This window comes from Pseudomonas borbori (genome assembly GCF_900115555.1).
In the GTDB taxonomy this organism is placed as follows: domain Bacteria; phylum Pseudomonadota; class Gammaproteobacteria; order Pseudomonadales; family Pseudomonadaceae; genus Aquipseudomonas; species Aquipseudomonas borbori.
The window spans coordinates 24,930-37,998 of the sequence record NZ_FOWX01000009.1; the positions used below are offsets into that span (position 1 = coordinate 24,930).

Below are 13,069 nucleotides of genomic sequence, written 5' to 3' on the forward strand. Positions count from 1 at the left end.
CATGGGCTGCCTTGTCTCGCATAACTGGGCGGGCGAGCCTGGATAGTAGCCCGCCGAACGCCCAAGGCAAAACGCCTGCCTACGCCCGCAGGGCGTAATCCAGCACCAGACCGACAAAGATCGCCAGCCCGGCCCAGTGGTTGTGCAGGAAGGCGTTGAAGCAGGCCATCGGCTTGCGGTTGCGCGTCTGTTGGTATTCCCAGGCGAAGCAGGCTGCCGCCACCAGCAGGCCGAGGTGGAAAGACAGGCCCAGTTCGAAGCGTGCGCCGGCCAGTAACAGGCACAGCAGGGCCAGACCCTGGAGGATGGCGATGATCAGGCGGTCGGCGTCGCCGAACAGGATGGCGGTGGATTTGACCCCGATCTTCAGGTCGTCGTCGCGGTCGGCCATGGCGTAGTAGGTGTCATAGGCCACCGTCCACAGCAGGTTGGCGATGTACAGCAGCCAGGCTTCCGGCGGTACGCTGCCGGTCTCGGCGGTGAAGGCCATGGGCATGCCCCAGGAGAAGGCCGCGCCCAGCACCACCTGGGGGTAGAAGGTGTAGCGCTTCATGAACGGGTAGCAGGCGGCCAGGGCCAGGCCGCCGAAGGACAGCCAGATGGTCGCGGCGTTGGTCAGCAGCACCAGGCCGAAGGCCAGCGCCACCAGCCCGGCGAACAGGATCAGCGCCTCGCGTGGCGTGACCTTGCCGCTGGCCAGCGGGCGCGCCTGGGTGCGTTTGACGTGGCCGTCGAAGTTGCGGTCGGCGTAGTCGTTGATCACGCAGCCGGCGGCGCGCATCAGGATCACGCCGAAGACGAAGATAAACAGGTTCTTCGCGCTCGGCACGCCTTCGGCCGCGACCCACAGGGCCCACAGCGTCGGCCATAGCAGCAGGTAGATGCCGATGGGTTTTTCCAGGCGCATCAGCTGGACGAAGTCCCAGGCGCGTGGGTGCAGACTATTCAGCGATTTGAGCAGGTGGGTGTACATCGGGCGCGTCTCCGTGCGGGGTGCGCGGATTATACGGGCGTGCGCGGGTAGGGTGGGCTTCAGCCCACCACATGGTGCATTTCGACTGGTGGGTTGAAGCGGATCGCCGCCCGGCCCGCCCTACGCCTCGATCCCGGTGGCCGGCCAGAATTCGGGCAGAAACACTTCGGCCACCAGCACCCCGAGGGCGCCGCGGCTGAAGCAGGAGCGGCGCCCCCACAGGCGTTCGGTGCGCACCTCGCCGGGCAGCCAGGGCGCCGGGTAACGGCAGACTTGCAGGGCGCCGCGGTCGAAGGCGCGGTCGCTGAACAGCAGTTCGCCGAGCGAGCGGCTGCCGAGTTGTTCCAGGGCCAGGCCGGAGCCTTCCAGGGCGCTGCGGGCGGCCACGCTACGGGCGAATACCCAGGGCTGGCCGTGGCCGCGCAAGTACACTTCGCGCACCCAGCCCTGACTGCCGGCGGCGACGTTGAGGGCGCTGCATTCGTCGCTGCGCAGACGCTGCCAGCCCTCGACCAGCGGGGTGACGCTGAAGCCGTCTTGCGACAGCGCGGTCAGTCGGCGGGTCAGCGAGTCTTGATTGAACAGCCAGTCGCGCACGCCGGCAGCGGGGACCGGGTGCAGTTGGCTGGCGGTCAGCCAGCGTGGCGGGTGGGCGAGGGCGGCGTGGGGCACGGCAGAATCACCACGAATCGGAAGCGCGCGAGTCTAGCACGGACGTTCACCGCCGCCAGACAGGTAGCCGGATGCAATCCGGGGCTGATGCGCCTGCGCCCTCCCCGATCGCATCCGGGCTGTACTGCTACGCCCAACCCTCCAGGCGCATGGTCGCGCGCACCAGGCGCTGTTCCTCCTGCTCGATCTCCTTGAGGTTGTCGCGGATGCTGAGGATATGCTCGCGCGCCGCGCGTTGCGCCTGTTCCGGCAGGCGCTCGAGCACCGCGTGGTACAGGCGTGCATGCTGGCGGTCGATCTGGCGTTTCTGCAGCGGCCGGTGATAGAGGTTGTTCACCGAGGCGAATACCGAGTTGAGCATCAGGTCGGTCAGCGATTGCAGGGTGTGCAGCAGCACCGGGTTGTGCGCCGCCTCGCAGATGGCCAGGTGGAAGGCATGGTCGAGGCGCGCATGTTCGCGCGGTTCGACCTCGCTCGGCGGCTCGTGGTGGGCGGCGAGCATTTCCTCGTAGCGCCGGGTCAGCAGGACGAAATCCGCGTCGGTGCCGCGCAGGGCGGCCAGGCGCGCCGACTCGGCCTCGAGTAGGGCGCGCACTTCGAGCAGGTCGAACAGGGTGCGTGGCTGCGAGCTGAACAGGTGCATCAGCGGGCTGGCGTCGCGCGGCCCGCTGAGGCTGGCGACCCGCGAATCGCGGCCCTGGGCGGTCTCGATGATGCCGCGCCCGCGCAGCACCTTGAGCCCTTCGCGCAGGGCCGAGCGGGAGATGCCCAGCTTCTCGCACAGGCGCCGTTCCGAGGGCAGGGCCTGGCCGGCCTTGAGCACGCCGTCGACGATCAGTCGCTCGATTTTCTCGGCCACCACATCGCTGACCTGGCGACGTATTGCGGGCTGTGCTGCATCCATAGTGGCGCGCTCGCTGACTGGTAGGACCAGTTATTGTTTGTTGAAATTATGCTGGCCAATATAGACGTATCAGCCAGGCTGGACAAAGCCTGAGTCGATAAGTGGCGGCGTGCGGGTCGAAAAAAACTGGTCATACCAGTGTGGTTGATGATGGACGTCAAGGTTGCCGGGGGCTAAAGATGCTGCACAACCCGCGCAGCGCTGCCCGGCTGCGCCATAACGAGTACACCCGCTACACCACCCGAGTGAGCCTGCCATGAGCATTCTGTACGACGAGCGCGTCGATGGCCCGCTGCCCAGCGTCGATAAGCCAGCCCTGCTGGCCGCATTGCGCGAGCAGCTGCCCGACCTGGAGGTACTGCACAGCCAGGAAGACCTCAAGCCCTACGAATGCGATGGCCTCTCGGCCTACCGCGCCACGCCGATGCTGGTGGTGCTGCCCGAGCGCATCGAACAGGTCGAGCGTCTGCTCAAGCTCTGCTACCAGCGCGGCGTGCCGGTGGTGGCGCGCGGTGCCGGCACCGGCTTGTCCGGCGGCGCCTTGCCGCTGGAACAGGGCATCCTGCTGGTGCTGGCGCGCTTCAACAAGATCCTCGAGGTCAACCCGGCCGGGCGCTTCGCCCGGGTCCAGCCTGGTGTGCGCAACCTGGCGATTTCCCAGGCCGCCGCGCCCCATGGACTGTATTACGCGCCGGATCCGTCCTCGCAGATCGCCTGTTCGATCGGCGGCAACGTGGCCGAGAACGCCGGCGGCGTGCACTGCCTGAAATACGGCCTGACCGTGCACAACCTGCTCAAGGTGGAGGTCCTCACGGTCGAGGGCGAGCATATGACCCTGGGCAGCGATGCCCTGGATGCGCCGGGTTTTGACCTGCTCGCGCTGTTCACCGGTTCGGAAGGCATGCTCGGCATCATCACCGAGGTCACGGTCAAGCTGCTACCCAAGCCGCAGGAAGCCAAGGTGCTGCTGGCCAGTTTCGACTCGGTGGAAAAAGCCGGGCGCGCGGTCGGCGCCATCATCGCCGCCGGCATCATCCCCGGCGGCCTGGAGATGATGGACAACCTGGCGATCCGCGCCGCCGAAGACTTCATCCATGCCGGCTACCCGGTCGAGGCCGAGGCCATTCTGCTGTGTGAACTGGACGGTGTCGAAGCCGACGTGCAGGACGACTGCGAGCGGGTGCGCGCGGTACTGGAAGAGGCCGGCGCCAGCGAAGTGCGCCTGGCCCGCGACGAGGCCGAACGGGTCAGGTTCTGGGCCGGGCGCAAGAACGCCTTCCCGGCGGTCGGGCGCATCTCGCCGGACTACTACTGCATGGACGGCACCATTCCGCGCCGCGAGTTGCCGGGCGTGCTCAGGGGGATCGCCGAGCTGTCCGCCGAGTACGGCCTGCGCGTGGCCAACGTGTTCCACGCCGGCGACGGCAACATGCACCCGCTGATCCTGTTCGATGCCAACCAGCCCGGCGAGCTGGAGCGCGCCGAAGCCGTCGGCGGCAAGATCCTCGAGCTCTGCGTGAAAGTCGGCGGCAGCATCACCGGCGAGCACGGCGTCGGCCGCGAGAAGATCAATCAGATGTGCGCCCAGTTCAACAGCGACGAGTTGACCCTGTTCCACGCGGTGAAAGCGGCCTTCGATCCCAAGGGCCTGCTCAACCCCGGCAAGAACATTCCGACCCTGCACCGCTGCGCCGAATTCGGCGCCATGCATGTGCACCACGGCCAGCTGCCCTTTCCCGACCTGGAGCGTTTCTGATGCACATGCCGCATGATTTCGATGCCAGCACGGCGCTGCTGGAACAGGTCAATCACGCCCTCAACCATGCGCTGCCGCTGCGCATTCAGGGCGGCAACAGCAAGGCCTTTCTCGGCCGCAAGGTCGCGGGCGAAGTGATCGACAGCCGCGCCCATCGCGGCATCGTCAGCTACGACCCGACCGAACTGGTGATCACCGCCCGTGCCGGCACCCCGCTGGCCGAATTGCAGGCGGCGCTGGACGAGGCCGGGCAGATGCTCAGCTGCGAGGCGCCGAGCTTCGGCGGCGACGCCACCGTCGGCGGCATGGTCGCCACGGGCCTGTCCGGCCCGCGCCGGCCCTGGGCCGGGTCGGTGCGTGACATGGTCCTGGGCACGCGCCTGATCAGCGGTCACGGCAAGCACCTGCGTTTCGGCGGCGAAGTGATGAAGAACGTTGCCGGCTATGACCTGTCGCGCCTGCTGGTGGGCAGTTTCGGCTGCCTGGGCCTGATCACCGAGGTGTCGCTCAAGGTGCTGCCCAAGCCCCGCCAGTGCCTCAGTCTGCGCCTGGAGATGGATGTCGAGAGCGCGTTGCGCCAGCTCGCCGAGTGGGGCCAGCAGCCGCTCCCGCTGAGCGCCGCCAGCCATGACGGTCACGCCCTGCACCTGCGCCTGGAAGGCGGCGAAGGTTCGGTGGCCGCGGCCCGCGAGCACCTTGGCGGCGAGCCGCTCGACCCGACCTACTGGCAGCAGCTGAACGAGCAGCGCCTGACCTTCTTCGCCGATCCGCGGCCGTTGTGGCGCCTGTCGCTGCCCAACAACACCCCGCTGCTGGCGCTGCCCGGCGAGCAGTTGATCGACTGGGGCGGCGCCCAGCGCTGGCTGAAATCGGCGGCCGAGGCGGCGCAGATCCGCAGTATCGCCAGCGCCGCCGGTGGGCATGCCAGCTGCTTCAGCGCCGGCGTCTGCGACAGCCCGTTCCAGCCCCTGTCCGCGCCTTTGCTGCGCTATCACCGCCAGCTAAAAGCCCAGCTCGACCCGCAGGGGATCTTCAACGCTGGCCGCATGTACGCCGAGGTGTGAACCGTGCAGACCAATTTAACTGATCAAGCCAAGCGTCTGCCGCGGGGCGAAGAAGCCGAAAGCATCCTGCGCAGCTGCGTGCATTGCGGCTTCTGCAACGCCACCTGCCCGACCTACCAGCTGCTCGGCGACGAGCTGGACGGCCCGCGTGGGCGCATCTACCTGATCAAGCAGGTGCTGGAGGGCAACCAGGTCACTGCCAAGACCCAGTTGCACCTGGATCGCTGCCTGACCTGCCGCAACTGCGAAACCACCTGCCCGTCCGGGGTCGACTACCACAACCTGCTGGACATCGGCCGCGCCGTGGTCGACCAGGCCGTGCCGCGTCCGCTGGGCCAGCGCGTGCTGCGCGAAAGCCTGCGCGCCCTGGTGCCGCGGCCGGCCCTGTTCAAGGCCTTGGTCCAGGCCGGTGAGGCCTTCCGTCCGCTGCTGCCGGCCGTGCTCAAGGCCAAGCTGCCGCGGCAGATCCGCCCGGCCAAGCCGCGCCCGCCGGCGCAGCACGGCCGCCGCGTACTGATCCTCGAAGGCTGCGTGCAGGCCGGCCTGTCGCCCAACACCAACGCGGCCACGGCGCGGGTGCTCGATCGCCTCGGCATCAGCATTACCAGCGTGCGTGAAGCCGGCTGTTGCGGCGCTGTGGATTACCACCTCGACGCCCAGGAACAGGGCCTGCAGCGTGCCCGGCGCAATATCGACGCCTGGTGGCCGGCGATCGAGGTCGGCGTCGAAGCCATCGTGCAGACCGCCAGCGGCTGCGGCGCCTTCGTCAAGGATTATGGCCACCTGCTCGAACAGGACCCGGCCTACGCGGCGAAAGCCAAGCGGGTCAGCGAGTTGGCCAAGGATCTGGTCGAAGTGCTGCGCGGCGAGCCGCTGGAAGCGCTCGGCGTGCGCGGCGACCAGCGCCTGGCCTTCCATTGCCCGTGCACCCTGCAGCATGCGCAGAAACTCGGCGGCGCCGTCGAGGGCGTGCTCGCCCGCCTGGGCTTCCAGCTCACCGCGGTGGCCGATGGGCACCTGTGCTGCGGTTCGGCCGGTACCTACTCGATCACTCAGCCGGAGCTGTCCAGGCAGTTGCGCGACAACAAGATGGACGCCCTGGAAAGCGGCAAGCCGCAGGTGATCGTCACCGCCAACATCGGCTGCCAGACCCACCTCGACGGCGCTGGCCGCACCCCGGTGCGCCACTGGATCGAAGTGGTGGAAGAGGCCATGGGCTGAGAGTCTCGGCCCGCGAATTCGCGCATCACGCGCCAATCAATCATGAGGAAAGAACATGCAAAGCAAAGCCGTACTGGGTCAAGCCGAAGTCGCCCGCATCATCAAAGCTGCGCGCGCCGAGGCGCAGCAGCACAACTGGGCCGTCAGCATTGCCGTGGTCGATGACGGCGGTCATCCGCTGGCCCTCGAACGCCTCGACGGCTGCGCGCCGATCGGCGCCTATATCGCCGGCGAAAAGGCGCGCAGTGCGGCGATCGGCCGGCGCGAGACCAAGGGTTACGAGGACATGGTCAACGGCGGTCGCAGCGCCTTCCTGTCCGCACCGCTGTTGACCTCCCTCGAAGGCGGTGTGCCGCTGATCGTCGACGGCCAGGTGATTGGCGCGGTCGGCGTGTCCGGGGTCAAGGCCGAGCAGGACGCCCAGGTCGCCAAGGCCGGTGTCGCCGCCCTGGCCTGAACGCAAAGCACCGAACAAAGCCTGACCCCCGCCGCTGTTGCCGCGGGGCAGGTGAAGACTGAATTGGAGAACCGAAGATGACCGATCGCGTGAACTGCCAGCGCCTGCAAGTGGCCGCCAACCTGCAACGTTTCGTCGATGAAGAAGTGCTGCCGGGCACCGGGCTCGCGCGCGAGGCCTTCTGGGCCGGCTTCGACGCCCTGGTGCACGACCTGGCGCCGCACAACCGTGCGCTGCTGGCCGAGCGCGAGCGCCTGCAGGGCGAACTGGACACCTGGCACCGCGCCCATCCGGGGCCGGTGACGGATATGCCGGCCTACCGCGCCTTCCTCGCAGCCATCGGTTACCTGCTGCCGCCACCGGCCAGCGTGCAGGCCAGTACAGCCCAGGTCGACAGCGAGATCAGCCGCCAGGCCGGCCCGCAGCTGGTGGTGCCGGTGATGAATGCGCGCTACGCGCTGAACGCCGCTAATGCGCGCTGGGGCTCGCTGTATGACGCGCTCTACGGCACCGACGCGATCGGCGAAGAGGGCGGGGCGCAGAGGGGCCCCGACTACAACCAGGTGCGCGGGGCCAGGGTGATCGCCTTCGCCCGGGCCTTCCTCGACCAGGCCGCGCCTTTGGCCAGCGGTTCGCATGCCGACGCCGTCAGTTACCGGGTGGTCGCCGGCCAGTTACAGGTCGGCCTGGCCAATGGCACGCACAGCGGCCTGCGCCAGCCGGAAAAATTCCGCGGCCACCAGGGCGAGGCGGCGCAGCCCAGCGCCATCCTGCTGCAGAACAACGGCCTGCATGTGGAGATCCAGATCGACCCGAGCAGCCTGATCGGCCAGACCGATGCCGCCGGGGTCAAGGACCTGCTGATGGAAGCGGCGCTGTCGACCATTCTCGATTGCGAAGACTCGGTCGCCGCGGTCGATGCCGACGACAAGGTGCTGATCTACCGCAACTGGTTGGGCCTGATGAAGGGCGACCTGAGCGAGGAGCTGGACAAGGGCGGCAAGCGCATCACCCGCCGCCTCAACCCGGACCGCGAGTACCGCGGCACCGACGGCAGTAACCTGACCCTGCACGGCCGTTCGCTGCTGTTCGTGCGCAACGTCGGTCACCTGATGAGCAACCCGGCGATCCTCGACGGCGAAGGTCGCGAGATCCCCGAAGGCATTCTCGACGGGGTGATGACCAGCCTGATCGCCCTGCACGACCTCAAGCGCCGGGGCAATTCGCGCAGCGGCAGCGTGTATATCGTCAAGCCGAAGATGCACGGCCCGTTCGAAGTGGCCTTCGCCGACCAGCTGTTCGGCCGTATCGAAGACCTCCTGGAGCTGCCGCGCAACACCCTGAAGATGGGCATCATGGACGAGGAGCGGCGCACCAGCGTCAACCTCGAGGCCTGCATCGGCGCCGCCAGCGCGCGGGTGGCCTTCATCAACACCGGCTTCCTCGACCGCACCGGTGACGAGATGCACACGGCCATGGAAGCCGGGCCGATGCTGCGCAAGGGCGACATGAAGAGCACGCCGTGGATTCAGGCCTACGAGCGCAACAACGTGCTGGTCGGTCTCAGCTGCGGCCTGCGCGGCCGCGCGCAGATCGGCAAGGGCATGTGGGCCATGCCGGATCTGATGGCCGCCATGCTCGAACAAAAAATTGCCCACCCCAAGGCCGGTGCCAACACCGCCTGGGTGCCGTCGCCGACCGCCGCCGTGCTGCATGCCTTGCATTACCACCAGGTCGACGTGCAGGCGGTGCAGCGCGAACTGGAAAGCATCGACTTCAACGCCGAGCGCGAGCGCCTGCTCGACGACCTGCTGACGGTTCCCGTGGCCCTCGAGCGCAGCTGGAGCGAGGCGGATATCCAGGAGGAACTGGACAACAACTGCCAGGGCATCCTCGGTTACGTGGTGCGCTGGGTCGAACAGGGCGTCGGCTGCTCCAAGGTGCCGGACATCCACAACGTCGGCCTGATGGAAGACCGCGCCACCTTGCGCATCTCCAGCCAGCACATCGCCAACTGGCTGCACCACGGCGTGGTCGAGCGGGCGCAGGTCGAGGAGACCCTGCAGCGCATGGCCAGGGTGGTCGATGGGCAGAATGCCGGCGATCCGCTGTATCGGCCGATGGCGGCGGACTTCGAGCGCTCGCATGCCTTCCGCGCCGCCAGTGACCTGGTGTTCAAGGGCCGCGAACAGCCCAGCGGCTATACCGAGCCGCTGCTGCACGCCTGGCGCTTGCGCTTCAAGCAGGAGGCGTAACGCGCCTGGCGAACTGAATTCAGCCCCGTGTGCGCATGCGTCCGGGGCTTTTGAGCATGAATGCCGCAGGAGCGGTGTTCGCGGGCCTGACCGGCTCCGATGCGTGATACCGGGTCATTCCGGGCAACAGTGGTTCACAACAAATAAAAAGGACCCAACTCATGAATCAAACGCTACTGTCCATCCTTGCCTTCGTGCCGCTGGTGCTGGCAGGCGTGCTGCTGATCGGCTTTCGCTGGCCGGCCAAGTACGCCATGCCGGTGGTCTTCCTGCTCACCGCTCTGATCGGCCTGACCGCCTGGGACATGTCCCTCAACCGGGTCGTGGCTTCCAGCTTGCAAGGGCTGATCCTCACCGCCGCGATCCTCTGGATCATCTTCGGTGCGATTCTGCTGCTCAACACCCTCAAACACTCCGGTGGTATCAGTGCGATCCGCCGCGGCTTTGCCAATATCACCCCGGATCGGCGGGTGCAGGCCCTGATCGTCGCCTGGCTGTTCGGCTGCTTCATCGAGGGTGCCTCCGGTTTCGGCACCCCGGCCGCGGTGGCGGCGCCACTGCTGGTCGCCCTGGGCTTTCCGGCCTTGGCCGCAGTGGTCTTGGGGATGATGGTGCAATCCACCCCGGTGTCCTTCGGTGCGGTCGGCACGCCGATACTGGTGGGAGTGGCTGGCGGCCTGGACAAGGTCGGCATGAGTGAGCAATTGCTCGCCCTGAACAGTAACTGGGAGGTGTTCTTCCACCTGATCTACTCGCGGGTGGCGATTGTCCACGGCCTGATCGGCCTGCTGATGCCGCTGATCATGGTGATGATCATGACCCGCTTCTTCGGCAAGAATAAATCGTGGAAGGAAGGCCTGGCGGTGGCGCCATTCGCCATCTTCACCGCGATCTGCTTCTCCGTGCCGTACATGGCCGCCGGGGTGTTCCTCGGTCCGGAATTTCCGTCGATGATCGGCGCCATGGTCGGTCTGGCCATCGTCGTGCCGGCTGCCAAGGCGGGCTTCCTGCTGCCGAAGCAGACCTGGGACTTCGCCGAAGCGAAAGACTGGCCGTCCGAGTGGATGGGCAAGATCGAGATGAAGATCGAGGATGTCGCGGGCAAGACCCCGGTGTCCGTCCCCATGGCCTGGGCCCCATACCTGTTGCTGGCGATCTTCCTGGTGCTGTCGCGGATCTTCCCCGAGCTCAAGGCGGCGCTGATCTCGGTCAGCTTCGGCTGGAAGGACATCCTCGGCGAAACCGGCGTCTCCGGAACCCTGGAGCCGCTGTACCTGCCGGGCGGCATCCTGTGCATGGTGGTGATCGTGACCTGCTTCCTGCACCGCATGCGCTTCAGTGAGCTGAAGGCCGCGGTCAGCGAGTCGAGCCGCACCCTGCTGGGTGCCGGTTTCGTGTTGATCTTCACCATTCCGATGGTGCGTATCCTGATCAACTCCGGGGTCAACGCTTCCGACCTGATGTCGATGCCGGTGGCCATGGCGCAACTGGTGGCCGACAGCGTGGGCGGCGTGTACCCGTTCTTCGCCCCGGCCGTGGGCGCACTGGGCGCCTTTATCGCCGGCTCCAACACCGTGTCCAACCTGATGCTCTCGCAGTTCCAGTTCAACACCGCCGGGCTGCTCGGCGTGTCCGGGGCGATGATGGTAGCGGCGCAGTCGGTCGGTGCGGCCGCTGGCAACATGATCGCGATCCACAACGTGGTCGCGGCCTCGGCCACCGTGGGCCTGCTAGGGCGCGAAGGCATCACCCTGCGCAAGACCATGCTGCCGACCCTGTACTACCTCCTGGCCGCCGGTAGCCTGACCCTGATCGCCATGTATGCCATGGCCATCAGCGATCCGCTGCTCATCGCGCGCTGATCGCGGCCTGCCGCCGGGCGCAATTGCCCGGCCGGCGGCTTGGCGCACCGGTGGATTTCCGGTAGCGTGCCTGCATGCACTACCCGAGAGGCACCCGAGGACGTTATGAAGAAGTGGCAATGTGTGGTCTGTGGATTGATTTACGACGAAAGCCAGGGCTGGCCCGACGAAGGCATCGCCGCGGGTACGCCGTGGCAAGACGTACCGCAAGACTGGCTGTGCCCGGACTGCGGCGTGGGCAAACTGGATTTCGAGATGATCGAAATCGGCTGATCACAAGCCATAAACAACGGCGACCCCAGGGTCGCCGTTTTTTATGGGCGGGCAATTGCCGGCCGCCCCGTCGTTGGCGCGGCTCGGGCTTGGCGCGTGGTGGGCAAGTGCGCTAGGGTCGGGGAAATTCCCAGCGCGCGGAGGTCGCCATGCGCAAGTGGCAATGCATCGTCTGCGGCTTTATCTACGATGAAGCCGCAGGTCTGCCCGAAGAAGGCCTGGCGCCGGGTACCCCCTGGGAAGACATCCCAGCGGACTGGCTGTGTCCGGACTGCGGCACCGGCAAGCAGGATTTCGAGATGATCGAGATCAGCTGAGCCCCCTGAATATTCCATGGAAGTGGCGACGGCCTGAGCCGTGGCGCTGTTTTGCCGAGTGAGGAAGTGAATATGAGTGCAGCTGTGGCGCCGCCTGTGGTTATCGTCGGGACCGGCCTGGCCGGCTACAACCTGGCCCGGGAATTTCGCAAGCTGGACGGCGACACCCCGTTGCTGCTGATCAGCGCCGATGACGGACGCTTCTACTCCAAGCCGATGCTGTCCACCGGCTTCGGCAAGCACAAGGACGCCGATGGCTTGAGCATGGCCGAACCTGGCGCCATGGCCGAACAGCTCAAGGCCGAGATTTACACCCATACGCGCATCACCGGCATCGACCCGGTGCATAAGCGCCTGTGGATCGGCGAGGAGGCGCTGGCCTACCGCGACCTGGTGCTGGCCTGGGGCGCCGAGCCGATCCGGGTGCCGGTCGCGGGCGACGCCCAGGACGCGATCCTGTCGATCAACGACCTGGAGGACTACGCCCGCTTTCGCGCCGCCGCGGCCGGGAAGAAGCGTGTGCTGCTGCTCGGCGCCGGCCTGATCGGCTGCGAGTTCGCCAACGACCTCAGCCTCGGCGGCTATCAGGTCGAGCTGGTGGCGCCCTGCGAGCAGGTCATGCCCGGCCTGCTGCATCCAGCGGCGGCTGCGGCGGTGCAGGCGGGCCTGGAAAGCCTAGGGGCGCGCTTCCACCTCGGTCCGGTGCTGGCCAGCCTCGAGCGCGCCGGCACGGGCCTGCAAGGACGGCTGTCCGACGGCACGCCGATCGCCTGCGATCTGGTGCTCTCGGCGGTCGGCTTGCGTCCGCGTACCGAGCTGGCCGCGGCCGCCGGCCTGGCGGTCAACCGCGGGGTGGTGGTCGACCGCGAGCTGCGCAGCTCCCACGCCCACATCTATGCGCTGGGCGATTGCGCCGAGGTCGATGGCCTCAACCTGCAGTACGTCATGCCGTTGATGGCCTGTGCCCGCGCCCTGGCCCAGACCCTGGCCGGCAAGCCGACGGCGGTTCGTTACGGACCCATGCCGGTGACGGTGAAGACTCCGGTGTGCCCGTTGGTGGTGTCACCGCCGCCGCGCGGCCTGCAGGGCGAATGGACGGTCGAGGGCAGCGGCAGCGATATCAAGGCGCTGTGCCACGATGCCGCCGGCAGCCTGCTCGGCTACGCCTTGACCGGCACGGCCGTGCAGGAAAAGCTCGCGCTGAATAAGCAGTTGCCGGCGCTGCTGGCGTGAATGTCAGTCGTTCTGGCGTAAACACCCTTAAATTGTCCGGTTAAACTGCCGGGCAAGACTGGCGCAGGCCCGCATCCCATGC

The 13,069-nt window shown here is 67.1% G+C and carries 12 protein-coding genes; 9 read left to right on the forward strand and 3 right to left on the reverse strand.

Translation table 11 applies throughout. The features are described from left to right. Positions 1-79 precede the first annotated feature (79 nt). The 3 genes from ubiA to glcC all read right to left on the reverse strand — a co-directional run bounded on the left by ubiA (position 80) and on the right by glcC (position 2,549). Complete coding sequence (gene ubiA / locus BM315_RS08535; RefSeq protein WP_090499823.1) at positions 80-973, reverse strand: 4-hydroxybenzoate octaprenyltransferase; 894 nt, start codon at positions 971-973, stop codon at positions 80-82. Between the two features lie 120 nt (positions 974-1,093). Continuing rightward, on the reverse strand, positions 1,094-1,645 hold the full coding sequence (locus BM315_RS08540; RefSeq protein ID WP_090499825.1) for a chorismate--pyruvate lyase family protein: 552 nt from the start codon (positions 1,643-1,645) through the stop codon (positions 1,094-1,096). Between the two features lie 127 nt (positions 1,646-1,772). After that, positions 1,773-2,549 carry a transcriptional regulator GlcC gene (gene glcC, locus BM315_RS08545; protein WP_090499827.1) on the reverse strand — a complete coding sequence of 259 codons (777 nt, stop codon included), beginning with the start codon at positions 2,547-2,549 and terminating at the stop codon, positions 1,773-1,775. A 256-nt stretch (positions 2,550-2,805) separates the two neighbouring features. On the opposite strand from glcC, the gene glcD reads away from it, so the two are divergent. The 9 genes from glcD to BM315_RS08590 all read left to right on the forward strand — a co-directional run bounded on the left by glcD (position 2,806) and on the right by BM315_RS08590 (position 12,987). Then, positions 2,806-4,305 (forward strand): glycolate oxidase subunit GlcD, encoded by a 1,500-nt coding sequence (gene glcD, locus BM315_RS08550; RefSeq protein WP_090499828.1) that lies wholly within the window; start codon positions 2,806-2,808, stop codon positions 4,303-4,305. Then, positions 4,305-5,369, forward strand: a complete 1,065-nt coding sequence (glcE, locus tag BM315_RS08555; protein ID WP_090499830.1) for a glycolate oxidase subunit GlcE — start codon at positions 4,305-4,307, stop codon at positions 5,367-5,369. Before glcD ends, glcE begins: the two co-directional genes overlap by 1 nt. A gap of 3 nt (positions 5,370-5,372) precedes the next feature. Then, entirely contained in the window at positions 5,373-6,590 is a 1,218-nt protein-coding gene (gene glcF / locus BM315_RS08560; RefSeq protein ID WP_090499832.1) for a glycolate oxidase subunit GlcF, read from the forward strand. A 55-nt stretch (positions 6,591-6,645) separates the two neighbouring features. Then, a complete protein-coding gene (locus tag BM315_RS08565) occupies positions 6,646-7,047 on the forward strand; it encodes a heme-binding protein (RefSeq protein WP_090499834.1) in 402 nt (133 codons plus the stop codon). A gap of 77 nt (positions 7,048-7,124) precedes the next feature. Further along, entirely contained in the window at positions 7,125-9,302 is a 2,178-nt protein-coding gene (locus BM315_RS08570) for a malate synthase G (protein ID WP_090499835.1), read from the forward strand. 161 nt (positions 9,303-9,463) lie between these two features. After that, a complete protein-coding gene (locus BM315_RS08575; RefSeq protein ID WP_090499837.1) occupies positions 9,464-11,164 on the forward strand; it encodes an L-lactate permease in 1,701 nt (566 codons plus the stop codon). A gap of 105 nt (positions 11,165-11,269) precedes the next feature. After that, positions 11,270-11,437 carry a rubredoxin gene (locus BM315_RS08580; protein WP_079203891.1) on the forward strand — a complete coding sequence of 56 codons (168 nt, stop codon included), beginning with the start codon at positions 11,270-11,272 and terminating at the stop codon, positions 11,435-11,437. Positions 11,438-11,586: 149 nt separating this feature from the next. Then, entirely contained in the window at positions 11,587-11,754 is a 168-nt protein-coding gene (locus tag BM315_RS08585; protein WP_090499839.1) for a rubredoxin, read from the forward strand. A gap of 72 nt (positions 11,755-11,826) precedes the next feature. Further along, complete coding sequence (locus BM315_RS08590; RefSeq protein ID WP_170862183.1) at positions 11,827-12,987, forward strand: NAD(P)/FAD-dependent oxidoreductase; 1,161 nt, start codon at positions 11,827-11,829, stop codon at positions 12,985-12,987. Positions 12,988-13,069: the final 82 nt, after the last annotated feature.

Coding starts and splice junctions, on each gene's coding strand:
- ubiA (WP_090499823.1), bottom strand. CDS start 973: ATGTACACCCACCTGCTCAAATCGCTGAATAGTCTGCACCCACGCGCC.
- glcC (WP_090499827.1), bottom strand. CDS start 2,549: ATGGATGCAGCACAGCCCGCAATACGTCGCCAGGTCAGCGATGTGGTG.
- glcD (WP_090499828.1), top strand. CDS start 2,806: ATGAGCATTCTGTACGACGAGCGCGTCGATGGCCCGCTGCCCAGCGTC.
- glcE (WP_090499830.1), top strand. CDS start 4,305: ATGCACATGCCGCATGATTTCGATGCCAGCACGGCGCTGCTGGAACAG.
- BM315_RS08565 (WP_090499834.1), top strand. CDS start 6,646: ATGCAAAGCAAAGCCGTACTGGGTCAAGCCGAAGTCGCCCGCATCATC.
- BM315_RS08570 (WP_090499835.1), top strand. CDS start 7,125: ATGACCGATCGCGTGAACTGCCAGCGCCTGCAAGTGGCCGCCAACCTG.
- BM315_RS08575 (WP_090499837.1), top strand. CDS start 9,464: ATGAATCAAACGCTACTGTCCATCCTTGCCTTCGTGCCGCTGGTGCTG.
- BM315_RS08580 (WP_079203891.1), top strand. CDS start 11,270: ATGAAGAAGTGGCAATGTGTGGTCTGTGGATTGATTTACGACGAAAGC.
- BM315_RS08585 (WP_090499839.1), top strand. CDS start 11,587: ATGCGCAAGTGGCAATGCATCGTCTGCGGCTTTATCTACGATGAAGCC.
- BM315_RS08590 (WP_170862183.1), top strand. CDS start 11,827: ATGAGTGCAGCTGTGGCGCCGCCTGTGGTTATCGTCGGGACCGGCCTG.